This window comes from Thioalkalivibrio sp. ALJ16, assembly GCF_000377345.1.
GTDB lineage: Bacteria > Pseudomonadota > Gammaproteobacteria > Ectothiorhodospirales > Ectothiorhodospiraceae > Thioalkalivibrio.
On the sequence record NZ_KB898044.1, the window covers coordinates 78,937 to 103,981 of the forward strand.

The window sequence follows — 25,045 nt, forward strand, 5'->3', positions numbered from 1 at the left end:
ACGCCCTGCCATGATGGCCGTGGCGGCCAGCCTGTGGCTGGGCTTCCTCGCGGCGCCAGTGGCGGCGCAGCAGAGCACCGGTACGGCGCTGCCGGTGGAGATCACCGCGGATCGCGCGGAAATGGACGAACGCCGAGGGATCGGAACTTACACCGGCGATGTCATCGTGATCCGCGGCGACATGACGCTGGAGGCGGATACCGTCTACGTGCGCACCCGCGACCGGCGGCCCTACGAGATGGAGGCCCACGGCGAGCCCGCGCGCCTGGAGTCCCCGGACCCGGAAACCGGCGCCATGCGCATCGCCACCGCCCTGCGCATCGACTACCTGCTGGACGAGGACCGCATGATCCTCACCGACCAGGCCCATGTGGTGACCCCCAGCGAGGAGGCTCGCGGCAAGCGCATCACCTATGACCTCAACACCGACGTGATCGAGGCCGAACGCGGCGAAGGGGAAGGCGAACGCGTGCGCATCACCATCCAGCCCCGCGACCAGGAATGACCGCCACGGCTGCTCCTCCCGCCAGCGCACCCGCGGATGGCCGCCTGACCGGGCGCGAACTGACCAAGCGTTATGGTCAGCGCACCGTGCTGGACCGCGTGGATGTGGATCTGGCACCCGGAGAGGTGGTCGGCCTGCTGGGCCCGAACGGTGCCGGCAAGACCACCTGCTTCTACAGCCTGGTCGGGCTGATCCGCCCCAACGCCGGCCGCATCACCCTGGGCGAGCACGACATCACCCGCGCGCCCATACATGTGCGCGCCCGCGCCGGTCTCGGTTACCTGCCGCAGGAGGCCTCGATCTTCCGGCGCCTGAGCGTATGGGACAACCTGCAGGCGGTGCTGGAGCTGCGGCCCGGACTGGACCGTCACGAGCGCCGCCGCATCGGCGATGCCCTGATCGAGGAGTTCCAGCTGGAGACCGTACGTCACAGCCCCGGGATCGCCCTGTCCGGCGGCGAGCGCCGGCGTGCGGAGATCGCCCGCGCCCTGGCCGGAGACCCGCGCTTTATCTGTCTGGACGAGCCCTTCGCCGGCGTGGACCCGATCTCGGTGGGCGACATCCAGGCAGTGATCGGCCACCTCGCCGCCCGCGGGATCGGCGTGCTGATTTCCGATCACAACGTCCGCGAGACCCTCGGCATCTGCCACAGGGCCTATATTCTGAGCGAGGGACGCCTGCTGGCCGCCGGGACACCGGAAGAGCTGCTGGCCGATCCCCAGGTGCGCCGGGTCTATCTCGGCGAGAACTTCCGGCTGTGATGTCGGCCCGTTCGCCCTCCCGCCACTGCACAAGACCCGGGACAGGCATTAGGATTCCAATCATGGTCACCCAGGGCCCCAATACGCGATGCTGAAACCCGGCCTCAATCTACAGCTGGGTCAGACGCTCACCATGACCCCACAGCTGCAACAGGCCATCCGCCTGCTGCAGCTGTCCACCCTTGAACTGCAGGCGGAGATCCAGCAGGCGCTGGAGAGCAACCCCATGCTCGAACAGGTGGAGGACGAGGACGACATGGCCGCGACCGAGCGCCTGGACGCGGAGGGCGAGGTGGTAGAAGGCGACCGCATGGAGGCCACCACCACCAGCGATGACGTAATCCCCGAGGAACTGACCACCGACAGCCGCTGGGACGACATCTACGAACCGCCGCCCGCCCCCAAGGGCGTGGATGACCGCGACCCGCTGGAAAACACCAGCGACGACGACGGCGAAGGCTTGCAGGACCACCTTCTGTGGCAGCTGCATCTGAGCCACCTGACACCACGCGACCAGCGTATCGGCGCGGCCCTGATCGACGCGATCAGCCCCGATGGCTATCTCGAAGGCGACCTCGAGACCCTGGCCGAGACCATCAGCCGCGGCGAGGAAGAACCCGTCGGCGCGGACGAGGTCGAGGCGGTCCTGCACTGGATCCAGCAATGCGACCCGCTGGGCGTGGGCGCGCGCAACCTGCGCGAGTGTCTGGAGATCCAGCTGCGCGAACTGACCCCGGACGCCCCCGCCCGCGAGGCCGCCCGGGCGATCCTGAAACACGGCATGGACAGCCTGGGCAAGCGCGACTACAAGGCCCTGCAGCGCCAGTCCGGGGTGCGTGACCCGAACGAGCTCGCACGCGCCCTGGACCTGATCCGCACCCTTAATCCGCGCCCGGGCGCCCAGATCAGCACCAACACCTCGGAATACGTGGTGCCCGATGTCTACGTGCGCCACAGCCAGGACGGCTGGCGGGTGGAACTGAACCCGGATATCGCCCCGCGCATCCGCATCAACGATCTCTACGCCGGCATGGTCCGCCAGGTTGCGGATGCCCGCGACAGCGCCTTTATGCGCGACCAGCTGCAGGAGGCACGCTGGTTCCTGAAGAGCCTGCACAGCCGCAACGACACCCTGCTGCGCGTCGCCGAGGCCATCGTCCAGCGCCAGCAGGGCTTCTTCGAACACGGCGAGGTCGCGATGCAGCCACTGATCCTGCGCGACATCGCGGAGATCCTGGAAATGCACGAGTCGACCATATCCCGCGTGACCACACAGAAGTACATGCATACCCCGCGCGGGGTGTTCGAATTCAAGTATTTCTTCTCCAGCCACGTCGGCACTCACGATGGTGGCGAGTGTTCCGCCACCGCCATCCGTGCCATGATTCGCGAATTGATCGGCGACGAACCACCGACCAAGCCGCTGAGCGATGCCCGGCTCGCCCAGATCCTTGCGGATCGGGGCATCAACGTCGCACGACGCACCGTAGCCAAGTACCGCGAGGCCATGCACATACCTTCATCCAGCGAACGCCGGCAGATGGCCTCCATGCCCACCGGCCACAAGTAACCAAGGAGCCTTGACCATGCAGATCAACCTGACCGGCCACCATGTGGACCTCACCGATGCCCTGCGCGACTACGTCAACGAGAAGTTCGCGAAGCTGGAACGCCACTTCGACAAGGTCATCGACGTGCACGTCGTGCTGACCCACGAGAGGAACCAGACCCAGCACAACAAGGCCGAGGCGAATCTGCAGGTCAGCGGCAACCACATCCACGCCGAGGCCTCCCACGAAGACATGTACGCCGCGATTGACGGGCTGATCGACAAGGTCGATCGCCAGCTGATCAAGCACAAGGAAAAGATCAAGGATCACCACCGCGCCGAAGGCGCCCAGCGCAACCGCGAGCAGGCCTCCTGATCCATGTCGATTGCCGAGCTGATCACCGCCGAACGCATCCGCCTGGAGCCCGAATGCTCCAGCCAGAAGCGGGCGCTGGAAACCCTTGCGGAGCTCCTCGCCACCGGCGGTGACACCGCAGAACCGGGCAGCGGTGCGATCTTCGAAGCCCTGTCCGCCCGCGAAAAACTGGGCTCCACCGGACTCGGCCACGGGGTTGCGATACCCCATGGCCGCCTGGCGGGGCTGGGAGCGCCACGCGTCGCCGTGCTGCGTCTGGAAAGCGGGGTCGATTTCGATGCCATGGACCACGAGCCCGTGGATATCCTGATCGCGCTCCTCGTGCCGGAGGACGCCACCGGCGACCACCTCGAGCTGCTGGCACAACTGGCCCGCGGCCTGTCCCAGCCGGACACCATCGCCGCCCTGCGCCGGGCCGAGGACGTTACGGCGCTGGAACAGGAACTCGTCCGCGGCTTCAGCGCAGGTTGAGCCCGTGATCGTCGCCCCCCGCCGAACCCGCCGCCCCGCGGACCCGGCAAACACCGTACCGGCACAACCATGAACGAGTCCCTGGGAGAAGGCGGGATCGCCCGCGACATCACCGTGGACAGCCTGATCCAGGCAATGGGCAGTCGTCTGGATCTGCGCTTCGTGCATGGCGAACGCACTGCACCCGATCGCAAGCTGGTCGGCGAGGACGGCGACGACCTGCCGCTGGCCGGCCACCTCAACCTGATCCGCCCCAATCGTATCCAGGTCATCGGGGACTTCGAGGCCCGCTACATCAACAGCCTGGGTCAGCAGCAACGCCTCGACCTGATTCTCGAGATGTCCCGCACTGGTACCACCGCGGTGATTTTCGCGGAGGACACCTGCCCGTTCTCGGAGATGCCCGACGCCCCGCAGGCGGCCCTGCCGCTGATCCTGTGCTCCAGCACCAGCAGCCACGAGATCATCGCGCTGCTGCGCTACTTCCTGCAGCAGCGGCTGGCGCACTTCGAGGTTCGCCATGGCGTGTTCATGGAGATCCTCGGGATCGGGGTGCTGATCAGCGGGGCCTCCAGCGTCGGCAAGAGCGAAGTCGCCCTGGAACTGGTTTCGCGCGGGCATCGGCTGATCGCCGACGATGCCCCGGAATTCGCGCGTATCGCCCCGGATATCGTGCGCGGACACTGCCCGGCCCTGCTTCAGGACCTGCTCGAGGTGCGCGGCCTGGGGGTGCTCAACATCCGCGCGATGTACGGCGATTCGGCGATCAAGGGCGGCAAGTACCTGCGCCTGATCATCGACCTGCGCGATCATGGCGAGCCGTCGCCGGTGCCGGACGATCGCCTGAACGGCCGGCGCGGCGAGATCGCCATCCTCGGGCTGCGCATCCCGCTGATCAGCCTGCCGGTTGCCCCCGGACGCAACATCGCGGTGATGATCGAGGCCGCGGTACGCAACCACATGTTGCACATGCAAGGCTACATCGCCGGCGACGATCTGCGGGCGCGTCAGCGACGCCAGATGAGCGGTGCGGCGGAAGAACCACCCTACCATCGCGCGATACCCACCACGACCGTCCCCAACCCCGATCCGGAGGGCTGAACGCCCGATGCGTCTGTTGATCGTCAGTGGCCTGTCCGGCTCCGGCAAGACCGTCGCCCTGCATACCCTCGAGGATGCCGGCTACTTCTGCGTGGACAACCTCCCGCTGCCCCTGCTGCGGGATCTGATCGAGCAGGTCCGCCACGGCCACTACGATACCGAAGGCGATCGCCACCTCGCCGTGGGCGTGGATGTACGCTCGGGCCTGGAGGCCCTGCGCGGCTTTGGCGACCTGTTGCGCGTGCTGCGCGCGGAAGGGCTCCAGGTGGAGGTCCTGTTCCTGCAGGCGGCCAGCGACGTCCTGCTGCGCCGCTATCACCTCACGCGACGCCGCCATCCGCTGGCGCGGGATGGCCTTCCGCTGGTGGAGGCCATCGATCGCGAACGCGAGTGGCTGGGGCATGTGGCGGCCGAGGCCGACCTGACCGTGGATACCTCGCGCCTTTCGATGCACGACCTGGCGCGAACCCTGCGCGACCGCATGGGCGAGCGCGGCGAGCACGAGCTGTCCCTGCTGTTCCAGTCCTTCGGCTTCAAGCATGGCGCCCCGATGGATTCCGACTTCGTCTTCGACGTGCGCTGCCTGCCCAACCCCTATTACGAGCGCGAACTGGCCGACCTGACCGGCCGCGACCAGCCGGTTTGCGAGTTCCTCGAAGGACATGCGGAGGTCGCGGCAATGTTCGACAGTATCCAGGGTTTCCTCGCGCAGTGGCTGCCTCGTCTGCTGGAGGACCATCGCAGTTACGTAACGGTCTCGATCGGCTGCACCGGTGGCCGACACCGTTCGGTATACCTGGTCGAACGCCTTGCGGGGGCGTGGCGGGACCGGGAACATGTTACTGTTAGCACCCGTCACCGCGAGCTGGGCAAGCAGTAACCACGGAATGCGGGCACAAGTCCCTACGAAACCCGCAATTGGAGCAGATCCATGGGCGTTGGTCTCATCCTGATCACGCATCAAAATCTGGGCGACACCCTCTTGCAGACCGCGCACAGCATGCTTGGCGCCCTGCCCGATGACTGCGAGTCCATGGCGATGTCCCAGAACGACGACCCCGACGAGGTCCTGGCCCGCGCCCGCGAGCGCCTGACGACCCTGGACAGTGGCTCCGGAGTGCTGATCCTGACCGATATGTTCGGCTCTACCCCCTCCAATGTTGCCAGCCGAGTGGCTCGCGGCGCCAACGCGCGCGTGATCGCCGGGATCAACCTGCCGATGCTGGTCCGCGTGCTCAACTATCAGCACCTCCCGCTGACCGAACTGGTCAACAAGGCCCTGTCCGGCGGGCATGACGGAATCCTTCTCTGCGACCAGGAGTGCAGCGATGCCGCAGCGCGTAGTCCCCATCGTTAATCGTCTGGGGATGCATGCTCGCGCGGCGGCCAAGTTCGTGGGACTGGCCAGCCAGTATGCCGCGGATGTGACCGTCTCCCGGAACCAGCAGGAAGTGAACGGCAAGAGCATCATGGGCGTGATGATGCTGGCCGCCGCCCAGGGCAGCGAGGTCACCATCACCACCGAAGGCGCGGATGCGCAGGAGGCGCTCGAGGCCCTCACCGAACTGGTCGGAGACCGCTTCGGCGAAGAGGCCTGAGCCGCCCGGCCCGGTTCCGGGTCACCGCACGAACCCGCCCCGCCCTGCCCGCTTTACCCCGGCACCGATCCCAATCCCGCGAGTCCAGTCTGCTCGAGCTTGCGCTCGGCCAGCCGCACGGCGCTCCGCAAGGCCTGCTCCGGCGGCCCCCCGGACACCAGGGCATGGATCAGGCCGGCGTTGAAGGTATCGCCCGCCCCCACACTGTCGACCACCCGTAATCCGGGCGTCGGCGGGCAGTGATGCAGCTGCCCGCGCGCCACCAGCCAGGCCCCGGCCGCGCCCGCAGTCACCGTCAGGATGCGATCCGGAAAACGCTCCGCGAGGGCGGTCACGGCGGATGCCGGGGTGTCCGCGATGGTCGCGGCCCATGCACGCGAGAGCATGATCACGTCGGCGTACCGCATACAGGCGTCGAGGCCCGCGCGCGGCTTCTCCAGCTCCAGAGAAATTGGCTGATCGACAATCTCCGCTCGTGCACTGGCGAGGATCCTGGCCAGCTCCGGGGGGTTGCGGCCCTCGAAGTGCAGCCAGTCGTATTCGGGCCACGGGACGGCTGCCAGATCGGTCGCTGACAGCTCCGGCAGATCACGGTGATGGACGATAGTGCGGCTGCCGGTTTCCTGCGAGCGCAGGATATGGGAGGTCGGGGTGGCGCCCGGGTGCCGCACGCAGGCATCCAGTTCCAGCCCCAGCCCCTGCAGGCGATCGACCAGGGCGTTCCCGGATGCGTCCTCCGCGATCACCGCCGCCAGTCCGGCCCGATGCCCGAACTGCGCGAGAATGGTGGCGGTATTGGTGGCGTTGCCACCCGGTTGCGTGCTGCTCGCCCGGGCCCGGATCTCGGCATCTTCCGGCGGGTAGCCGGCGATATCGAGGGTGTGGTCGAGCGTGACGATGCCAGTGGCGAGAATACGCGCCATGCCGACTCCTGAGCGTGGGGGCACACCATTCTGGCGGTTCCGACCCGCCAGGTCACGCTCCTGTGGACACGCTGATGAATGATCACTGCATCCACAGGCCCGGCACATTCGTCAGCACGGGCCGGGCCTGCGACAATACCCGTTCCGCCCAAGCGCAGCTTTGCCCATGGCCACCTTTCCCTCCCCCGATTCCGTCGAAACCGCCTTCTACGAGGCCTTTCAGGCCGGAGACGCCGACGGCATGCGCGAGATCTGGCACGACAGCGCGGAGTGCGTGTGCATCCATCCCGGCGGTGAGCGCCTGCAGGGGACGGACGTGATCCTCGAGAGCTGGGAAGACATCCTGCCGGGCATGCGCGGCGTAATCGTACACCGCGCACAGGTCACGGTGATCGGGGGACAAGACCTGGTCCTGCATGTGCTGCGCGAGAATCTCTACGTACAGGGCGAACGCCGCGGCGTGATGCTGGCGACCAACGGCTACCGGCACGACGGGGAGAGCTGGCGCATGGTCCTGCACCACGCGAGCCCGGACCCGGAGCCGGTCCCGGAATTCCCCGTCGGAGGCATGCACTGATGCCCGCGGATGGCGACCGCTGCCTCGCGGCGTATTACGCGGCCTTCCGCGCCGCCGACATCGAACAGATGATGGCGCTGTGGGCGGAGCGCCCCGACATCGTCTGCATCCACCCGGGCAGCCCGCGGGCGCACCGCGGTGTCGCCGAGGTCATGGAGAGCTGGCTCCTGGTCTTCGCGCGAGAGCTGAACATCGGGATCGATCCGCGAGTCGTGGCGCGCCAGGAGACCGCCGAGGTCCTCGGCCTGGTCATTGAAGAAGCCATCACCCGGCCGGGAGACGTGGCACCGACCGGAACCATCCTGATCAGCCAGACCTGGTGCCGCCAGGATGCGGGCTGGCGCCTGCAATTCCATCACGCCTCGCACGGGCGCCGCTCGCCGCCCTCCCAGGACGGCATGTTCGTCCCCGATGGCGGCGGCAGTACCCGCCACTGACAACGAACTGGATAACCCAGCGGGAACCGCACACAGAAAGACAAAAGCAGATCGCAGGAAGGCTGGAAGACGGGAAGCTGGGTCAGGGCCCGGTGCGCTTGCGCTTCACTGGCAAAATAACTCTTCCGCTCTTCCAGACTTCCTGTGACTGCTTTTGTCCTGTCTCCCCAGGAGGTTGAGCAAGCTAGCCGCCGGAGCGGGGCTGGCACAGGTCAGGACGCTGGACCTGCAGGGCCGAGCAGACCCCTTTGACTGCGTCACGCACCCGTCGACCCTTGCCCTCCAGCGTCAGGCTCGCTACCTCCCGGTAGAGGGGATCGCGCGCCTCGAACAGCTCCTGCAGCCGCGCCCGAGGATCGGCTGCCTCTGCCAGTAGCGGGCGTTTGCGGTTGCGGCGGGTGCGGCGGAACTGCTCCTCCACCGGGACCCGCAGGTAGATCACGAATTGGTCGCGCAGCAACTCGCGGTTCTCCGGGCGCTCCACGATCCCGCCCCCCGTGGCGATCACCGCCCCCTCCTGTTGCAACAGGGACTGCAGCATCGCCGTCTCGCGCTTGCGAAAACCCGCCTCGCCCTCGAACTCGAAAATCGTCGGGATATCCACGCCGGTCCGGCGCTGGATCTCCTGATCGGTGTCAAAGAAGGGGCGCCGCAGCAGGCCGGCCAGGCCGCGGCCGATTGTGCTCTTGCCGGCCCCCATCGGGCCTACCAGTACGATGTTCTGCATGGGGGCAAGGCTACTGGCTGGGCCCGACAAAGAAAAGCCGGGGACTGGCCCCGGCTTTTCGGATCAACTCCCGGTGCCTGCGGCAGCCGGGATATCACGCGGACTCAGTCAAGCACGCGCGGGGTCACGAAGATCAGCAGTTCGGCCTTGGTATTTTCCGTGGAGCGATTGCGGAACAGGTTGCCGAGGAACGGGATGTCGCCGAAGAACGGGACCTTCTCCAGATTGGTGCGGCTGTCGATCTCGTAGACGCCGCCGAGCACCACGGTCTCGCCGTTGCCGACAAAGACCTGGGTCTCCACCTCGCGCTTGTTGATCCCGGGCACACCCAGCACCACACGCTGGCTGGGCTCGTCCTTGGTCACCTTGATATCCAGGATCACGTTGCCATTCGGCGTGATCTGCGGCGTGACCTCCGTGGAAAGCACGGCCTCGATGAACTGGGTCGAGGTCGCACCCGATGCGGTCGCCTCCTGGAACGGGATCTCTTCACCCTGCTTGATCGTGGCGGTCTGGCCATTGGCCGTAATGACCCGCGGGCTTGAGATGATCTCGCCGCGTCCCTCGACCTGGAGGGCCGAGAGCTCGAGATCCAGCAGCACACCACTGCGCAGGATGCTCAGGCCCGCCTGGCCGGCATTGCCTCCTGCCGGCAGCGAGCTGTTCAGACGGTCGCCGATCGCAAGACCGCCCAGGGCGCCCGTCGAACTGGCGCGAGCACCATCGGCGCCTTCGAGCGAGCCGGACGCACCTGCCCGGGTACGGCGATCGCCGCGGGTGGCACTGATGCCGAAGCGGGCACCCAGTTCACGGTTGAAGGTGTCCTCGGCGATGACGATCCGGGTCTCGATCAGGACCTGCTGTACCGGAACGTCCAGCGTCGAGACCAGACGACGCACGTCTTCGATGCGGCTCTGGGTATCCTGGATCAGCAGGGTGTTGGTCCGGCTGTCGATGGTGATACTGCCGCGCTCGGACAGGAACTCACCGCCGTCACCGCCGCGGATCAGGGACGCGATCTGTTCCGCCTGGGCGAAGTTGATCTGCACAAACTCCGTGCGCAGGGGCTCCAGTTCCTGGCGGTCGCGCTGCGCCTCCATTTCCTGGCGCTCGCGCGCGGCGATTTCCTGGCTCGGGGCGACGTACAGCACATTACCCTGCATGCGCTTGTCGAGGCCGCGGGCCTGCAGGATGATGTCCAGCGCTTGATCCCAGGGGACGTTGTTCAGGCGCAGGGTGATGTTGCCGCCCACGGTGTCGCTGACAACGATATTCAGGTCGGTGAAATCGGCCAGCAGCTGCAGTACGGACCGCACCTCGATGTCCTGGAAGTTCAGCGACAGGCGCTCGCCCTGGTATTCCTCTTCTTCCTGGGCACGGGCACGGCGCTCGGCCTCGGAGATCGGCGCAACCTCGAGTACGAACTGGCGATCACTCTGATAGGAAAGGATCTCGTACTCGCCACGCGCCTCGACCTCCATACGGACCCGGTCGCGTTCGGCAACCGTATCGATGGTATGCACCGGCGTGGCGAAGTCGACGACGTCCAGGCGGCGCTCGAGCTGCTCGTCGATCATCGCGCGCGGGAAGGTCATCTCGATACGGCCCGCCTGTTCACGGACGTTGATCTCGGCCCCGGAGCGGGACAGATCGACCTCCACGCGGCCCTCGCCTTCCTCGCCCCGGCGGAAATCGATGCCGGTGATCTCCATCGGACGCGCGCTGCGCGTTGTGGCCGGGGTAGCACCCACACGCTCAACCACCTGGTCAACCTGGGCATCCGCCTCGGAGACACCACGCCCCAGCGTCAGGATCAGATTGTTGCCCTCGACCCGCGTGGTGTATTCGGAAGCCTGGGTCAGGCTCAGGACCACACGGGTGCGATTGCCCGCCTCGACAGTGCTGGCACGCAGGATCGGGCCGACGTTCAGATCGGTTTCACGCTGCGGCAGGGCATTGCCAACCTCCGGCAGGTCCAGTGCGATACGGGGTGGCGAATCGATCGCAAATGCGCGCACGTCCGCGGGCGGGGCGTCCGAGAAGCGCAGGTTCACCTGCACCCGGTCACCACTCAGGCTACCGGCCCGAATCTCTTCCAGTTCGGTGGCACCCACTCCCTGGGACACCATGAACAGCAGGCCGGCCACAACGGTGCCTGCAAAAGCGCGCATGGAAGAACCCATGTTGAATCCCCTGTTGGTTGTGCCGATCTTGCGGCGAATGCTCGTGATCATGTTCTTCTCCCCCAAACCGCTAGTCGGTCAGCGCCACCGAATTCTCGCGTTCCACGTGACCGCCGAACGCATCCGGGACCACCTCGACGAGGCGAATCCGCGTGGGCGTGATCTCGACGATCTCGCCGTGGTTCTGCCCCATGTAGTTCCCTTCGGTCACACGCTGGATGCCACGATCCGGAGTCCGGATCAGGGCAAAGCGCACCCCTGCCTGCTCCAGGGAACCGACCATCCGCAGCGAATCCAGCGGAAAGCCTTCCAGGAATTCCCGCGGGCGGTCGCGATCGATCTCGGCGTCACCCGGCTGGCCTTCGGCCGCAGCCAGTTCCGGCTGGGCGATGACCGAGGAGTCAAAAGGCGACCGCGTATGCCCCGGATAAAGATATGGCTCGTGAGGCTCCAGCGTCGGGATCGGTTCGATCCCGCTGCCGGGCCGCTCGTTGACCTCGGCGATGTACTGTTCCAGATCGCGCGTGTCCTGGGTGCAGCCCGTCAGCAGGATGCCGCCCACCAGGGCCACGGCCAGTCCGGGCCATACCGTTCGCATGGAAGAATGCTTCATCAGTTCTCCTCCAGGTAACGGTAGGTGCGAGCGACGGCGTCCATCAGCAGGTCGCTGTCGGCATCCCCGGGACGGATATGCATGTTGTGCATGGTGACCACGCGCGGCAAGGCCGAGACCCCGCTGACGAACTCGGCGAGCTCCTCGTAGTCGCCGCGCACGCGCAGCCGGATCGGCACCTCGGCATAGAAGTCGCGCCGAGTCTCTCCACGCGGCTCGAACAGCTCGATCTCCAGGCCGGCCTGAAGACCGGTCTGGGAGATATCCACCAGGAGGCTCGGGATCTCGGCGCTGCTCGGGAGCAGCTCGAGCAGCGAGGCAAACATGCGCTCCATTTCTTCCAGCTGGTCCTCGTAGGCACCGAGGTTGGCCGCCCGCTGCTGCTTGTCTTCGAACTCGTCCCGTAGCTGCATCTCGCGGTTCTCGGCACGCTCCAGATCGGTGCGCTGATCGCCAATGAACAGGTAGTAGGACAGGCCCAGGATGAGCAGGACGATCACGACCAGGATCAGGCCCTTAACGCCCCAGGAGGCCTCGCCGATGTTGTTGAAATCAATCTGGTTGAGTTCCTTGAGATCCATCAGGAATCCCCCTCTTCGGCATCCGGCCGGGTCTGCGTGGCATCCAGACGGAAGTCACGCACCTGGAGGCGACCCTCCTCGCGGGTCTCGATGATCTGCAGGTTGGAGCTGCCCAGCCACGGCGAGGCGTCAATCTGCCGCATCAATGCAGAGATCCGCGTGTTCGACTCGGAACGCCCCACCAGGCGGACATTCTCGCCCTCCTGGCGGATCTCGCTCAGGTAGGTCCCGTCCGGCAGGGTCTCGACCAGCTGGTCGAACAGATGCACGGCCTCGGGGCGGCGCGCCTGCAGGGTCTGGATGACCTCCATGCGGGCAATCAGGGCTGAGCGCTGTTCGTCGAGATCGCGGATGCGCGCGATCTGGCGATCCAGCTCGCGGATCTCGCGTTCAAGCATCTGGTTGCGCGACTGCTGATGATCGATCAAGGCGCCCATGAAGCTATAGCCGGCAAAGGCTAGCAGGACCCCGACCACCGCAGCCCCCCCGACGGCGGTGAAAAACTGCTTGCGCCGCTGTTCGCGGGCCTTTTCGCGCCAGGGAAGCAGATTGATGTTGATCATGACGCGTACCCCCGCAGGGCCAGGCCACAGGCCGTCATCAGCGCCGGGGCATCATTGGCAAAGCGTTCCTGGTTGACCCGCTTGGCGAGGGCCATGCCCCGGAACGGGTTGGCGATGGATACCGGCGTTCCGGCTGCCTGTTCGAGCAATTCGTCCACGCCGGGGATGGCCGCGCAACCACCACCGAGCAGGATGTGGTCGATGGTGTCCTGCGGGCGCGTCACGTAGAAGTACTGCAGCAGGCGCTGGATCTGGTCGACCATGGTCTGCTTGAACGGCTCGAGGATGGAGCTGGCGTAATCGGCCGGCAGATCGCCACTCATCTTGGCGGACCCGGCCTCCTGATAATTCATGCTGTAGCGGCGCATGATCTCCTCGGTAAGCATACGCCCACCGAAGTTTTGTTCGCGGGTGTAGACCACCCCTTCGCTCTGGCTGACCACATACACCGCGGTCACCGAGGAACCGACGTCGACCACCGCGACGATCGGCTTGCTCTCGCGGTCCGGGATCTGCTCCATCAGCCGTTCCGCGGTGTGCTCGATGGCGTAGGCCTCCACGTCCACCAGCTCCGGGGTCAGCTTGGCGGCCTCGGCGATGGCCACTCGGGAATCAACATTCTCCCGGCGCGAGGCCACCACGAGGACATCGACCATCTGCGGGTTCTTTTCATTCTTGCCGAGGACCTGGAAGTCCAGGTTGACCTCCTCGAGCGTGTAGGGGATGTATTGATCCGCCTCCACGAAGACCTGGCCCTCGAGTTCCGCATCGCCCAGCGCGGCCGACATCTGGATGGTCTTGGTGATTACCGCGGACGATGGCACCGCCATCGCGCAGTGCTTCAGCCGGGTGCCGGAGCGCTTGACCGCCCGGGCGAGGGCATTGCCCACGGCCTCGGTGTCCTGGCAGACCTTGTCGACCATCACACCGTCGGGCAGTGGCTCGACGGCAAAGGCCTCGACCCGGTACCCCTTACCCTGTCGCGCCAGCTCCAGCACCTTTACGGCTGCCGAGCTGATGTCCACGCCCAGGACCCCCTGTTTGGATTTTCCGAGACTCAGCACACATCCCCCTGTATACCCCGACGCAAGTAACTGGTAGCGTTACAATCACGTATGCTAGCTCGTTCACAATATACACCGCGACTTCAAGGTTGCAAGTCGCATTGAAAGCGACTTCTCATCTTGGCCTCACTTTTTTTGCTGTCATGAACCCCGTACTTAAGATTGTTGCGGCGCTGCTGGCCTTGATCCTTGCAGCCGGGATTGGCCTGTCCATCGCCGTGGCCGCGCTGTATATCCACTACGCGCCCACCCTGCCCGAGGCCGATGCGGTGCGCGATGTGCGCCTGCAAACCCCCTTGCAGGTGCGCAGCGCAGACGGGCGTCTTATGGGCGAATTCGCCGAAGAACGCCGCATCCCCGTCCCGATCGACTCGATCCCCCAACAGGTTCGGGATGCCTTTATTGCCGCGGAAGACGAACGCTTCTATGAACACCCCGGCGTGGATGTCCTCGGCCTGGCGCGCGCCGCGCTGAACGTGATCTCCACCGGTGGCGAGCGCACCCAGGGCGGCAGCACCATCACCATGCAGCTCGCCCGGAATGTGTTCCTCACCCGCGACCGCACCTACGAGCGCAAGCTGCGCGAGATCTTCCTGGCCATCCGCATGGAACAGGAGATGAGCAAGGACGAGATCCTTGAGCTGTACCTGAACAAGATCTACCTGGGGCAGCGCGCCTACGGCATCGAGGCCGCCTCCCGCGTCTATTTCGGGCGCTCCCTGGACGCGCTGGAACTGGACGAGATCGCCACGCTCGCGGCCCTGCCCAAGGCCCCGTCGACTACCAACCCGGTGACCAATGCCCAGCGCGCCGAGATTCGCCGCAACTACGTGCTGCGGCGCATGCTGGAGACTGGCGCCATCGACGAGGAGGCCTTCGAGACCGCGCTCGCCCGCCCGGTCCTTTCGGAACGACACACCGCCGCCACCGAGATCGATGCCCACTGGGTCGCCGAGATGGCCCGCCAGATGGTCGTAAACCTGTGGGGCGACGAGGCCTATCGGCGCGGACTCCAGGTACACACCACCATCGACTCGCGCCAGCAGGAGGCCGCGAACCACGCCCTGCGTGAAGGATTGCTGGAATATGACGAACGTCACGGTTTTCGCGGGCCGGAACTGCGGCTGCCGACGGCCACCCTTGACGACACCGAGGCCCGCGAACGGGCCCTGACCGCGATCGGCGTGCACGGGCGCCTGCTGTTCCCCGCGGTCGTGCTCGGACAGACCGAGGCCGGGGCGCTGCGCGTCGACGGCGGCCGCATCGGCGAGCAGGAGATCCTGCCAGACGACACGGAATGGGCTGGCTCGCCGTCGTTCGAGGCCGGCGACGTCATCCGCGTACGTCCGTACACCGACGGACGCTGGCGCCTGGCGCAAAAGCCCGAGGTCACCGGAGCAGTGATCGCACAGGCCCCGGAGGATGGCGCGATACTCGCACTCGCTGGGGGCTTCGACTTTTTCGACAACCGCTACGACCGGACCACCCAGGCGCAGCGCCAGCCCGGCTCCGCATTCAAACCACTGGTCTACTCGATGGCGCTGCGCGAGGGCCAGCGCCCGGACGGCATGGTCATCGACGCCCCCATGGTGTTCGATGATCCCGCGCTGGGCGCGGAATGGCGGCCCCAGAACTACACCCGCCGCTTTCACGGCGAGACGACGCTGCGCGAGGCCCTGGCCAATTCGCGCAACCTGGCCTCCATCCGCCTGCTGGACGCGCTCGGCACCGGCAACGTCCACGAACAGCTCGCGCGCTTCGGGCTCGACCTGGACCACCAGCCCAACAACCTGTCCATGGTGCTGGGCACCGGCACCCTCACCCCGCTGCAGCTGAACAATGCCTACGGGGTATTCGCCAGCGGCGGCCGCCTGAACAGCCCCTGGATCATCGCCCGCATCGAAACCGTGGACGGCGAGGTACTGTACGAGGCAGCGGCGGAGCGGGCCTGCGCCGCACCCTGTGAAAACCCGCGCGGCCAGGACCTGCCGCTGGTGGCGAGTGGCGGTCCGCTGCAGTACACCGACCCGGTTCCGGTGCTCGATCCCGGGGTCGCCTGGCAGATGAGCGACATGCTGCGCAGCGTCATCACCGCCGGCACCGGGCGCCGCGCCCTCGAACTCGGTCGCTCCGACCTGGCCGGCAAAACCGGCACGACCAATAGCTACCGCGACGCCTGGTTCGCCGGATTCAACGCCGAGCTGGTCGCGACTGCCTGGATCGGCTTTGACGACAACCGCGAACTGGGACGGCGCGAGAGCGGCGGCCGTGCCGCCCTGCCGATCTGGACCCGTTTCATGGGCAGCGTCCTCGCCGATCGCCCGGAACGGCCGGTGGAACGGCCGGACGACCTGGTGCGTGTCGCGATCCTGCCTAACGGGCGGCGCGCGCCCAGCGACGACACCCCGGGCGCCCGCAACCAGTGGCTGCTGCCGCACCAGATCCCCGAGCGTGGACACGCCATCCCCGGCGGCGGCGACAACGGCGGTGGCGCCGAGCAGCCCGAACTGGTGTTCTGATGCCGGCCCCGTCACGCGTACGCCAGGAGCTCGCTCAGGAGGCGGCCCGCATTATGCTGGATGACGGCATCCGTGACTTCGGCCTGGCCAAGCGCAAGGCGGCGGAACACCTCGGCGTCGATGCCCGCCACGAGATGCCCGGCAACCTCGAGATCCAGGACGCCGCGATCGAACGCAGCCGCCTGTTCGCCGATGCCGACAGCCAGGCCGCCTATCGCAGCCGGCTAGCGGCCGCGCTGGTGGTCATGGAACGTCTGAGGCACCTGGAACCACGTCTGGTGGGGCCGTTGCTGCAGGGGCTGGTGGAATCGCAGCCGCTGATCAACCTGCACGGCTTCGCCGAGACGGTCGAGGAAGTCATCCTGGAACTGGGCGAGCGCGGCATCCACTGCGAGACCGGGGAACACCGCTACCGCAGCCGCCAGGGCCGTGAACAGCGCGTCCCCTTTCTGGCGTTTCGCGGCCCGGACGATACCGATGTGGAACTGACCATATTCCCGCTGGACGGGATACGCCAGGCCCCGCCTTCCCCGGTGGATGGGCGCCCGATGGCGCGTGCGGCCCGCCACGAAGTGGAGCGGATGCTGGAGGATGCCGCGCAGAGCGCCGGGTTGTCCGCCGCGGCGGACTGAGCGCAAACAGGCAGCGGGGAGCCGAGCCCCCGGCAAACCGTCATCGCAAGCTACGCAGCGCGCGCCCCGGCGATCGCCGGGCGGCAGCCATTAGCGACGGTAGCTCGTGACCGTATCCACCATCGCGGCGACGCGCTCGGGGTCGATGCCGGGGTGGATGCCGTGGCCGAGGTTGAAGACATGCCCGGTGTCACGGTCGAAACCGTCCAGCACCCGGCGCGTCTCCTCGCGGACCACGGCCTCCGGGGCATACAGCACGGAGGGGTCGAGATTGCCCTGCAGAGCGACCCGGTCGCCAACCCGGCGGCTGGCGTCGGCAATCTCGATGGTCCAGTCGAGGCCGAGGGCATCGGCCCCGGTGTCCGCCATCGACTCCAGCCAGGCCCCGCCACCCTTGGTGAACAGGGTAACCGGCACGCGGCGGCCATCGTTCTCGCGGATCAGGCCATCGACAATCCGCTGCATGTAGGCCAGCGAGAACTCGCGGTAGGCCCGTGGCGTCAGCGAGCCGCCCCAGGTGTCGAACACCATCACCGACTGCGCACCGGCACGGATCTGGGCATTCAGGTATGCGGTCACCGAATCGGCGACCTTCTGCAGCAGCGCATGCATCGCCTGCGGCTCGCCGTACATCAGGCGCTTGGTCTCGGCGAAGTCGCGCGAGCCCTGGCCTTCGACCATGTAGGTGGCCAGCGTCCACGGGCTGCCGGCAAAGCCGATCAGCGGCACTTCGCCATTGAGCTCGCGGCGGATCAGGCGCACGGCGTCCATCACATAGCGCAGTTCCTGCTCCGGATCCGGCACCGGCAGGTTCTCGATCGCCTCGAGCGAACGCACGGGATCACGGAAACGCGGGCCCTCGCCAGTCTCGAAGTACAGCCCCAGCCCCATCGCATCGGGGATGGTCAGGATGTCCGAGAACAGGATCGCCGCGTCCAGCGCGAAGCGCCGCAGCGGCTGCATCGTGACTTCGCAGGCCAGCTCCGGGTTCTGGCACAGGTTCATGAAACTGCCGGCCTGGGCGCGGGTCTCGCGGTATTCCGGCAGGTAGCGCCCGGCCTGCCGCATGATCCAGATCGGCGGGCGGTCCACCGGCTCGCGCAGCTGGGCACGCAGGAGGCGGTCATTCTTCAGGGTCTGGGACATGGGAGAGGAGACTCAAACGCCGAGATATTCAAGAATGCCTTCGGCCGCTTCGCGGCCCTCGAAGACAGCGGTCACCACCAGGTCCGAGCCGCGCACCATGTCGCCACCGGCGAACACTTTGGGATTCCCGGTCTGGAAGGCATGTTCACCGACGGTCTGCACGCGCCCGCCCTCGTCCACGCCGATCTTGTAGTCGGCAAACCAGTCCGACGGCGACGGGCGGAACCCGAAGGCGATCAGTACACGGTCGGCCGGGATCACATGTTCGGAGCCGGGCACCGGCTCCGGACGCCGGCGGCCGCGTTCGTCGGGCGCGCCCATCTGGGTACGCACCACCTTCACGCCCTCGACCTTGCCGTCGCCGACGATCTCGACCGGCTGCACGTTGAATTCGAACTGCACGCCCTCTTCGCGGGCATGCACCACTTCCTTACGCGAGCCGGGCATGTTCTCTTCGTCGCGGCGATAGGCGCAGGTCACCGAGGCCGCACCCTGGCGAATCGATGTGCGGTTGCAGTCCATCGCGGTATCGCCACCGCCGAGGACCACCACCCGCTGCCCGGCCATGTCGACGAAGCCGCCTTCATCGTGCTCCCAGCCCATCACCTGGCGGATGTTGGAGATCAGGAACGGCAGCGCCGGGTACACGCCCGGCAGGTCCTCGCCGGGGAAGCCGCCCTGCATCGCGGTGTACGTCCCCATGCCGAGGAACACGGCGTCGTATTCCTCCAGCAGCGCTTCCATCTGGATGTCGCGGCCGATCTCGGTGTTCAGGCGGAACTCCACGCCCATGCCCTCCAGGATCTCGCGGCGGGTGCGGATCACCTGCTTTTCGAGCTTGAACGGCGGGATGCCGAAAGTCAGCAGGCCGCCGATCTCCGGATAGCGGTCAAACACCACGGCCTGCACGCCGTTGCGCGCCAGGATATCGGCGCAGCCAAGCCCGGCCGGCCCCGCGCCGATCACGGCCACGCGCTTGCCGGTGGCGACCACATCGGACAGATCCGGCCGCCAGCCGGCCTTCAGCGCCTCGTCAGTGATGTATTTCTCCACCGAGCCGATGGTGACCGCGCCGAAACCGTCGTTCAGCGTACAGGCACCCTCGCACAGGCGATCCTGCGGGCAGACGCGGCCGCAGACCTCGGGCAGGGAGTTGGTCTTGTGCGAGAGTTCGGCGGCGGCAAACAAGTTGCCCTCGTCCACCAGCTTCAGCCAGTTCGGGATGAAGTTGTGGACCGGGCACTTCCATTCGCAATAGGGGTTGCCGCAGGCCAGGCAGCGCCCCGCCTGCTGGCCCGCGGTCGCCGGGTCAAACTGGCCGATGATCTCGCCGAATTCGTGGATCCGGATCTCGGCCGGGGTCTTCTGGGGGTCCTGGCGCGGCAGGTCCAGGAACTGCATCGGATTGGAAGCCATGGATCACTCGCTCCGGCGAACACTCGCAGGCGCGGACGCCACGGGTTCCCCGTTGTTGCGTTCAGGAAAGGAACGTTTCGCTCACCCGAGCGTAACGGTCAAGAAATCCCCAGTGCGGTGCGGACCTTCTGACTGACAACGCCCAGGTCGGCGCGCCCGAAGACCCGGGACTTGAGTATGCCCATCACCTTGCCCATGTCGCCCGGAGCGGTGGCGCCGGTCTCGGCAATCGCCTCGGCGATCATCTGCTCCAGTTCGGCATCGCCCAGCGGTTCGGGCATGTAGGCCTCGATCACCGTGATCTCGGCCGCCTCGCGCTCGGCCAGATCTTCGCGACCGCCCTTGCGGAACTGGTCGATGGAGTCGCGCCGCTGCTTGAGCATGCGGTTGAGGATCGCGAGGACCGCATCGTCGTCGGCGTCGCGGCGCTCGTCCACCTCGAACTGAGAGATCTCGGCCTGAATCATGCGCAGCGCACCCAGCCGGTCTTTCTCCCGGGCACGCATGGCCTGCTTCACGTCGTCCTGCAGCCGGGCCTTGAGTGACATCTTGAGGTCCTCGGTTCCGGGCCAGTGGCCCGGACAGGGGTTCAGTACAGACGCACCCGGCGGGTCATGTCGCGGGAGTTTTTCTTCAGCTGGCGCTTCACCGCCGCGGCCGCCTTGCGCTTGCGCTCGGTGGTCGGCTTTTCGTAGTACTCGCGGCGGCGGACTTCCGCGACCACGCCGGCCTTCTCGCAGGTGCGCTTGAAACGGCGCAGGGCAACCTCGAAGGGCTCATTCTCGCGAACTCGTACGTGCGGCATACAATCTCCGAATCAGATGCAGATCATCTCGATCAAAAACGACAAAACCGGCCGCCAAACACAGCAGGCGACCATGCAGAACTCCCTATGGTAATCCAACCCGCGCCGAATGCAAAAGTCCGTGAAGCGATCCGCAGGCCGTGAAGGGATCGGCTTACGCCACCGCCGGGGCGCACGCTATGATGGCCGGTATGGAAAGTCTGAACGTAGAACTCGGTGAACGCAGCTATCCGATTTACATCGGCCCCGGGCTGCTCGACCAGGCGCAGCAGCTGCGCCCCGCGCTGGAGGGCCGCCGCGTCGCGGTGATCAGCAACACCACCGTAGCGCCCCTGTACGGCGAGCGCCTGCGCCGCAGCCTGGCCGCCTGCGGGATCAGTGGCGAGCCACTGTGGATCGAGCTGCCCGACGGCGAGCAGCACAAGACTCTGGCCACGGTCGAGACCATCCTGACCCGACTGCTCGAGGCGCGACTGGACCGGGGCAGCCGCATTGTTGCGCTCGGCGGCGGCGTGGTCGGAGACATTGCCGGGTTCGCTGCCGCGATCTACCAGCGCGGGATCGACTTCGTGCAGATTCCGACCACCCTGCTGGCGCAGGTCGACTCCTCGGTGGGCGGCAAGACCGGGGTCAATCACCCGCTGGGCAAGAACATGATCGGCGCCTTCCATCAGCCGCGCGCGGTCCTGATCGACACCGACACCCTGAAGACCCTGCCCGAACGCGAGCTGCAGGCCGGACTGGCCGAGGTCATCAAGTACGGACTGATCCGCGACCCCGACTTCTTTGCCTGGCTGGAAGCACACATCGACGAGCTGCGTGCCCTGGAACCGGCGGCCCTGGCCCATGCCATCCAGCGCTCCTGTGCCTGCAAGGCCGAGATCGTCGCCGCCGATGAACGCGAAGGCGGCATCCGCGCCCTGCTCAATCTTGGGCATACCTTCGGCCACGCGATCGAGGCCGGCATGGGCTATGGCGCCTGGCTGCACGGCGAGGCCGTCGGCACCGGCATGGCGATGGCCGCGCGCATGTCCGAGCACATGGGGTGGATGACCTCGGCTGAGCGCGAGCGCGCGGAGGCCCTGATCGCACGCGCCGGGCTGGCCCTGGAACCGCCGGACGCCGTCACACCCGAGCGCTTCCGCGAACTGATGGCGATCGACAAGAAAGTCGCCGCCGGTCGCCTGCGTCTGGTGCTGCTGCGCGGCATTGGCAACGCGGTGCTGACCGACCAGTTCGAAGACGCGGCACTGGACCACACCCTGCGCGAGCATGCCCGTGTCGCCTGAGGCCCTGGCCACCCCCAGCGTCGCCGCACCGGGGCTGGCCGCGTACGCCTCCGACCCTGCGCGCTCACGCGGGCGCGCCCGCAGCGAACCCGCGCCGCAGCACCGCAGCGACTTCCAGCGCGACCGCGATCGCATCGTGCATTCCAGCGCCTTTCGCCGCCTCGAATACAAGACCCAGGTGTTCATCAGCCACGAGGGCGATCTGTTTCGCAATCGCCTGACCCATTCGCTGGAGGTCGCGCAGATCGGGCGCTCGATCGCGCGCGCCCTGCGCCTGAACGAAGACCTGGTCGAAGCCATCGCCCTCGCCCATGACCTGGGCCATACACCGTTCGGGCATGCCGGCCAGCACGCACTGAATGCCTGCATGCGCACGCACGGCGGCTTCGAGCACAACCTGCAGTCGCTGCGCATCGTCGACCTGCTCGAGTGCCACTACGCCGACTTCGACGGACTCAACCTGACCTTCGAGACCCGCGAGGGCATCCTCAAGCACTGCTCGCCCGACAACGCGCGCCAGCTCGGCGAGATCGGCGTGCGCTTCCTGCAGAAGGAGCAGCCAAGCCTGGAGGCCCAGCTCGCCAACGTCGCCGACGAGATCGCCTACAACAACCATGATGTCGATGACGGCCTGCGCTCCGGACTCCTCTCGATGGACCGGCTCTCCGAGGTCACACTGTTCCGCGACTGCCACAAGGCGGTGCAGGCGCGGTATCCCGGGCTGGAACCCAGGAGGGTCCAGCACGAGACCGTGCGCCGCATGATCGATGCCCTCGTGGGCGACCTGATCGAGACCAGCCGCGCGGCCATCGACCGGCACCGCCCGCAAGACCCGGACGCCGTGCGCCAGGCCGAATCCGCGCTGATCCGGTTCAGCCCGGAAATGGCCGAGCAGGCACGCGAGCTCAAGACCTTCCTGCGCGAGAACCTCTACCATCATCACCAGGTGCACGGCGTGATGCACAAGGCCCGCCAGCTCATTCAGGACCTGTTCGCCGCATTCGAGTCGGATCTGCGCCTGATGCCCGAGCACTACCAGCGCCACGCCGACGCCATGAGCGCGAACGACCCGCACGGGCCGCAACGCGCCATCGCCGACTACATCGCCGGCATGACCGATCGCCATGCCATCCGCGAACACCACCGCCTGTTCGACCTGGGCACGCTGACCTGAGAAACCGACCGATGGCGCTCTCCGAACAATGCCTGGAACAGCTCGGCCTGCATGCCCCGCCGTTCGAGGATGCCCCCGACGAGACCTTCATCTACAGCGACCCGCTGCTGGACGGCCTGCTCGAGTCCGCCCGCGCCGCCCTGAACGGGCCGGGGGCAGTGGTCCTGATGACTGGCGAGAACGGCTCCGGGCGCAGTCTTCAGCTGATGCGGCTGCTGGCCATGCTGCCCGAGCCGTTCGAGCTGATCGCGTTTCGTGCCCGCATCAACACCCAGTTCGAATCGGTGGACAACACCATTCGCAGCTACCTGCGCTCGCAGAACGCCGACGACCCCGATCGCGCGCTGACCGAGCTCCTGGGCAACCGCGTGGCCGACGGCGCGGACCCGGTGATCGCAATGGACGACGCCCACCTGGTCGGCACCGACATCGTCAACAACCTGATGCGCATGCGCAGCGAGATCCTCGCCCGGCACGGGCGGGCGCCGCGCATCATCCTGGTCGGCTCCAACGGACTGCTGCGCCGGCGCCTGTACCTGCCGGACCCATCCGACGAGGACCAGGTAACCCGTGTCGGGCTGCGCGCCTTCAACCTCGAACAGACGGCCGCCTACCTGCGGCACCGCCTGCAGGCCGCCGGCCTGGCCGATCCCGAGCGCCTGCTCGACGCCGATAGCGTCCACCACCTGCAGACCACCAGCCAGGGCCTGCCCGGCAACCTCAACCGCGAGGCCAACAGCCTCCTGGAACGCCAGTGCCGCAGCGAGCGACGCAATACCGTGGCCGCGGCAACCGCCGGCGCGGGCGTGGCCACAGGGGCAGCGGCCGAGGCCGCGGACACGCCCCGCGACGCGCCGACCCCGCAGGAACCCCTGGAACCCACGTTCTCCGCGACCCGCGACGAGGCGGTCAGCGACGCCCCCGAGCCGGACGTGGCCCTGGCCGCCACCCGCGACACCAGCCGCAGCGACTTCACCCCGGCCGCCGAGGCCCTGGCGACCGGCGACCAGCGGCCAGCGCCGCCGGAGCCCCCCGAAGGCTTCGAGGGCATCGAGGCCGACACCCGCATACCGCAACCGCCGGCCACGGAGAGCACCGCATTCTGGAACCAGCGCTGGTTCGTGCCCGCGGTCGCCCTGACCGTGGCCGTCGGCATCGCGGCACCCGTCGCCTGGCAGCTACTGGAAACCGAATCCGTTCCGGCCGACAGCGAGATCATCGAACTGCCCCTGCCCGAACCCCGCATCACCGAGGCCGAGCCCGCTGTCGAACCGGAACCCGCGACGGACGACACGCTCGCCCTCGGCGATCCCCTGGACCTGCCCGCGCCTACGGAATCCGCGCCGGAACCGACCACGGCACCGACCGAGGCACCCTCGGCGCCCGCGCGCGACCCGGAACCCGCCCCGGAACCGGAACCGGACCCCCCGGCACAGCCCGCGGACCCCGAACCCGCGCCGGAACCCGAACCCGAACCCGAACCGGAGTCCACACCGGAACCGGAGCCGGAACCGGAACCGGCGACGACCGCCGCGGACGAAGCCGACGCGGAGCGCCTGAGCAATGACCGCGCCTGGCTGAACAATCAGGACAGCGGCGCCACCACCATCCAGCTGCTGGCCGCGCCAAACCTGTCCACCGCCCGCGCCTACGCCGACCGGCACGAGCTGGGCGGGATCCGCTACATCCCGACCCGGGTCAATGGTCGCGACTTCGTGGTCATCCTGGCCGGGGCCTTCGCGGATCGCGAGGCCGCCCAGCGGGCGGTGGAGGATCTGCCGGCCGCGGTACGTAACGACGGGCCGTGGGTTCGCTCCATCGGCTCCGTGCAGAACGTCGTCCGCGACTGATCGCCCCGTGCGAGGCACAGGAGCGCCCGCAAAGCGCCTAACAGGAAGTCCTGAAGGCAGGAAGATCACAGGGTAAACACCATCGCCCCCCTGAATGCGCCGCACACCCTGCACATGGATCAGGGCCGGCCACAACCGCCCTCCATCGCTTCCGATCTTCCGGTCGCGACCCTTCGGGCGTTTCG

The 25,045-nt window shown here is 67.1% G+C and carries 27 protein-coding genes; 16 read left to right on the plus strand and 11 right to left on the minus strand.

Going from position 1 to position 25,045, the window contains the following annotated elements:
• Positions 1-10 precede the first annotated feature (10 nt).
• From lptA to D000_RS0108610, 9 genes are all read left to right on the plus strand, one after another.
• The gene (lptA, locus tag D000_RS0108570) at positions 11-505 is read left to right on the plus strand and encodes a lipopolysaccharide transport periplasmic protein LptA (RefSeq protein ID WP_018873122.1); all 495 of its coding nucleotides are present in this window, start codon (positions 11-13) and stop codon (positions 503-505) included.
• Positions 502-1,266: an LPS export ABC transporter ATP-binding protein gene (lptB, locus tag D000_RS0108575; protein WP_018873123.1), complete on the plus strand. Its 765-nt coding sequence runs from the start codon at positions 502-504 to the stop codon at positions 1,264-1,266. The genes lptA and lptB overlap by 4 nt, the downstream gene beginning before the upstream one ends.
• An 88-nt stretch (positions 1,267-1,354) precedes the next feature.
• On the plus strand, positions 1,355-2,836 hold the full coding sequence (locus D000_RS0108580) for an RNA polymerase factor sigma-54 (protein ID WP_018873124.1): 1,482 nt from the start codon (positions 1,355-1,357) through the stop codon (positions 2,834-2,836).
• A 16-nt stretch (positions 2,837-2,852) separates the two neighbouring features.
• Positions 2,853-3,191 carry a ribosome hibernation-promoting factor, HPF/YfiA family gene (hpf, locus tag D000_RS0108585; RefSeq protein WP_018873125.1) on the plus strand — a complete coding sequence of 113 codons (339 nt, stop codon included), beginning with the start codon at positions 2,853-2,855 and terminating at the stop codon, positions 3,189-3,191.
• A gap of 3 nt (positions 3,192-3,194) precedes the next feature.
• The gene (locus tag D000_RS0108590; RefSeq protein WP_018873126.1) at positions 3,195-3,662 is read left to right on the plus strand and encodes a PTS sugar transporter subunit IIA; all 468 of its coding nucleotides are present in this window, start codon (positions 3,195-3,197) and stop codon (positions 3,660-3,662) included.
• Positions 3,663-3,731: 69 nt separating this feature from the next.
• A complete protein-coding gene (gene hprK / locus D000_RS0108595) occupies positions 3,732-4,763 on the plus strand; it encodes an HPr(Ser) kinase/phosphatase (RefSeq protein WP_018873127.1) in 1,032 nt (343 codons plus the stop codon).
• A 7-nt stretch (positions 4,764-4,770) separates the two neighbouring features.
• Positions 4,771-5,643 carry an RNase adapter RapZ gene (rapZ, locus tag D000_RS0108600; RefSeq protein WP_018873128.1) on the plus strand — a complete coding sequence of 291 codons (873 nt, stop codon included), beginning with the start codon at positions 4,771-4,773 and terminating at the stop codon, positions 5,641-5,643.
• Positions 5,644-5,694: 51 nt separating this feature from the next.
• A complete protein-coding gene (locus D000_RS0108605) occupies positions 5,695-6,120 on the plus strand; it encodes a PTS sugar transporter subunit IIA (protein ID WP_018873129.1) in 426 nt (141 codons plus the stop codon).
• Entirely contained in the window at positions 6,092-6,361 is a 270-nt protein-coding gene (locus D000_RS0108610) for an HPr family phosphocarrier protein (protein ID WP_018873130.1), read from the plus strand. The genes D000_RS0108605 and D000_RS0108610 overlap by 29 nt, the downstream gene beginning before the upstream one ends.
• A gap of 53 nt (positions 6,362-6,414) precedes the next feature.
• On the opposite strand, the gene D000_RS0108615 is transcribed toward D000_RS0108610, so the two are convergent.
• Complete coding sequence (locus D000_RS0108615; RefSeq protein WP_018873131.1) at positions 6,415-7,284, minus strand: PfkB family carbohydrate kinase; 870 nt, start codon at positions 7,282-7,284, stop codon at positions 6,415-6,417.
• A 166-nt stretch (positions 7,285-7,450) separates the two neighbouring features.
• Between D000_RS0108615 and D000_RS0108620 the strand changes: the two genes are divergently transcribed.
• Together D000_RS0108620 and D000_RS0108625 are read left to right on the plus strand one after the other, a co-directional pair.
• Positions 7,451-7,861: a nuclear transport factor 2 family protein gene (locus tag D000_RS0108620; protein WP_018873132.1), complete on the plus strand. Its 411-nt coding sequence runs from the start codon at positions 7,451-7,453 to the stop codon at positions 7,859-7,861.
• Positions 7,861-8,298, plus strand: coding sequence for a nuclear transport factor 2 family protein (locus D000_RS0108625; protein WP_018873133.1), 438 nt, complete (start codon positions 7,861-7,863; stop codon positions 8,296-8,298). Before D000_RS0108620 ends, D000_RS0108625 begins: the two co-directional genes overlap by 1 nt.
• A 184-nt stretch (positions 8,299-8,482) precedes the next feature.
• Here D000_RS0108625 and D000_RS0108630 read toward each other — a convergent pair whose 3' ends face one another.
• From D000_RS0108630 to D000_RS0108655, 6 genes are all read right to left on the minus strand, one after another.
• Entirely contained in the window at positions 8,483-9,025 is a 543-nt protein-coding gene (locus D000_RS0108630) for a shikimate kinase (protein WP_018873134.1), read from the minus strand.
• 104 nt (positions 9,026-9,129) lie between these two features.
• Entirely contained in the window at positions 9,130-11,259 is a 2,130-nt protein-coding gene (gene pilQ / locus D000_RS0108635) for a type IV pilus secretin PilQ (RefSeq protein WP_018873135.1), read from the minus strand.
• Positions 11,260-11,278: 19 nt separating this feature from the next.
• A complete protein-coding gene (locus tag D000_RS0108640; protein WP_369772923.1) occupies positions 11,279-11,806 on the minus strand; it encodes a pilus assembly protein PilP in 528 nt (175 codons plus the stop codon).
• 14 nt (positions 11,807-11,820) lie between these two features.
• The gene (locus D000_RS0108645) at positions 11,821-12,402 is read right to left on the minus strand and encodes a type 4a pilus biogenesis protein PilO (RefSeq protein ID WP_018873137.1); all 582 of its coding nucleotides are present in this window, start codon (positions 12,400-12,402) and stop codon (positions 11,821-11,823) included.
• The gene (locus D000_RS0108650; protein ID WP_018873138.1) at positions 12,402-12,965 is read right to left on the minus strand and encodes a PilN domain-containing protein; all 564 of its coding nucleotides are present in this window, start codon (positions 12,963-12,965) and stop codon (positions 12,402-12,404) included. Before D000_RS0108650 ends, D000_RS0108645 begins: the two co-directional genes overlap by 1 nt.
• Positions 12,962-14,029 carry a pilus assembly protein PilM gene (locus D000_RS0108655; protein ID WP_018873139.1) on the minus strand — a complete coding sequence of 356 codons (1,068 nt, stop codon included), beginning with the start codon at positions 14,027-14,029 and terminating at the stop codon, positions 12,962-12,964. Before D000_RS0108655 ends, D000_RS0108650 begins: the two co-directional genes overlap by 4 nt.
• Positions 14,030-14,172: 143 nt before the next feature.
• On the opposite strand from D000_RS0108655, the gene D000_RS0108660 reads away from it, so the two are divergent.
• Positions 14,173-16,548, plus strand: coding sequence for a penicillin-binding protein 1A (locus D000_RS0108660; RefSeq protein WP_018873140.1), 2,376 nt, complete (start codon positions 14,173-14,175; stop codon positions 16,546-16,548).
• A complete protein-coding gene (locus D000_RS0108665) occupies positions 16,548-17,180 on the plus strand; it encodes a hypothetical protein (RefSeq protein ID WP_018873141.1) in 633 nt (210 codons plus the stop codon). Before D000_RS0108660 ends, D000_RS0108665 begins: the two co-directional genes overlap by 1 nt.
• A 90-nt stretch (positions 17,181-17,270) precedes the next feature.
• Here D000_RS0108665 and hemE read toward each other — a convergent pair whose 3' ends face one another.
• The 4 genes from hemE to rpsU form a co-directional block, all read right to left on the minus strand.
• Positions 17,271-18,326, minus strand: coding sequence for a uroporphyrinogen decarboxylase (hemE, locus tag D000_RS0108670; protein WP_018873142.1), 1,056 nt, complete (start codon positions 18,324-18,326; stop codon positions 17,271-17,273).
• A 12-nt stretch (positions 18,327-18,338) separates the two neighbouring features.
• A complete protein-coding gene (locus D000_RS0108675; RefSeq protein ID WP_018873143.1) occupies positions 18,339-19,742 on the minus strand; it encodes an FAD-dependent oxidoreductase in 1,404 nt (467 codons plus the stop codon).
• Between the two features lie 98 nt (positions 19,743-19,840).
• Complete coding sequence (locus D000_RS0108680; RefSeq protein WP_018873144.1) at positions 19,841-20,290, minus strand: GatB/YqeY domain-containing protein; 450 nt, start codon at positions 20,288-20,290, stop codon at positions 19,841-19,843.
• Positions 20,291-20,331: 41 nt separating this feature from the next.
• Positions 20,332-20,547 carry a 30S ribosomal protein S21 gene (gene rpsU / locus D000_RS0108685; RefSeq protein ID WP_012981683.1) on the minus strand — a complete coding sequence of 72 codons (216 nt, stop codon included), beginning with the start codon at positions 20,545-20,547 and terminating at the stop codon, positions 20,332-20,334.
• 179 nt (positions 20,548-20,726) lie between these two features.
• Here rpsU and aroB point away from each other — a divergent pair, with 179 nt between their 5' ends.
• The 3 genes from aroB to D000_RS0108700 are packed head-to-tail and all read left to right on the plus strand — an operon-like array spanning position 20,727 to position 24,860.
• Complete coding sequence (gene aroB, locus D000_RS0108690) at positions 20,727-21,836, plus strand: 3-dehydroquinate synthase (RefSeq protein ID WP_018873145.1); 1,110 nt, start codon at positions 20,727-20,729, stop codon at positions 21,834-21,836.
• Positions 21,820-23,010, plus strand: coding sequence for a deoxyguanosinetriphosphate triphosphohydrolase (locus tag D000_RS0108695; RefSeq protein ID WP_018873146.1), 1,191 nt, complete (start codon positions 21,820-21,822; stop codon positions 23,008-23,010). Before aroB ends, D000_RS0108695 begins: the two co-directional genes overlap by 17 nt.
• A gap of 11 nt (positions 23,011-23,021) precedes the next feature.
• The gene (locus D000_RS0108700; protein WP_018873147.1) at positions 23,022-24,860 is read left to right on the plus strand and encodes an SPOR domain-containing protein; all 1,839 of its coding nucleotides are present in this window, start codon (positions 23,022-23,024) and stop codon (positions 24,858-24,860) included.
• Positions 24,861-25,045 lie beyond the last annotated feature (185 nt).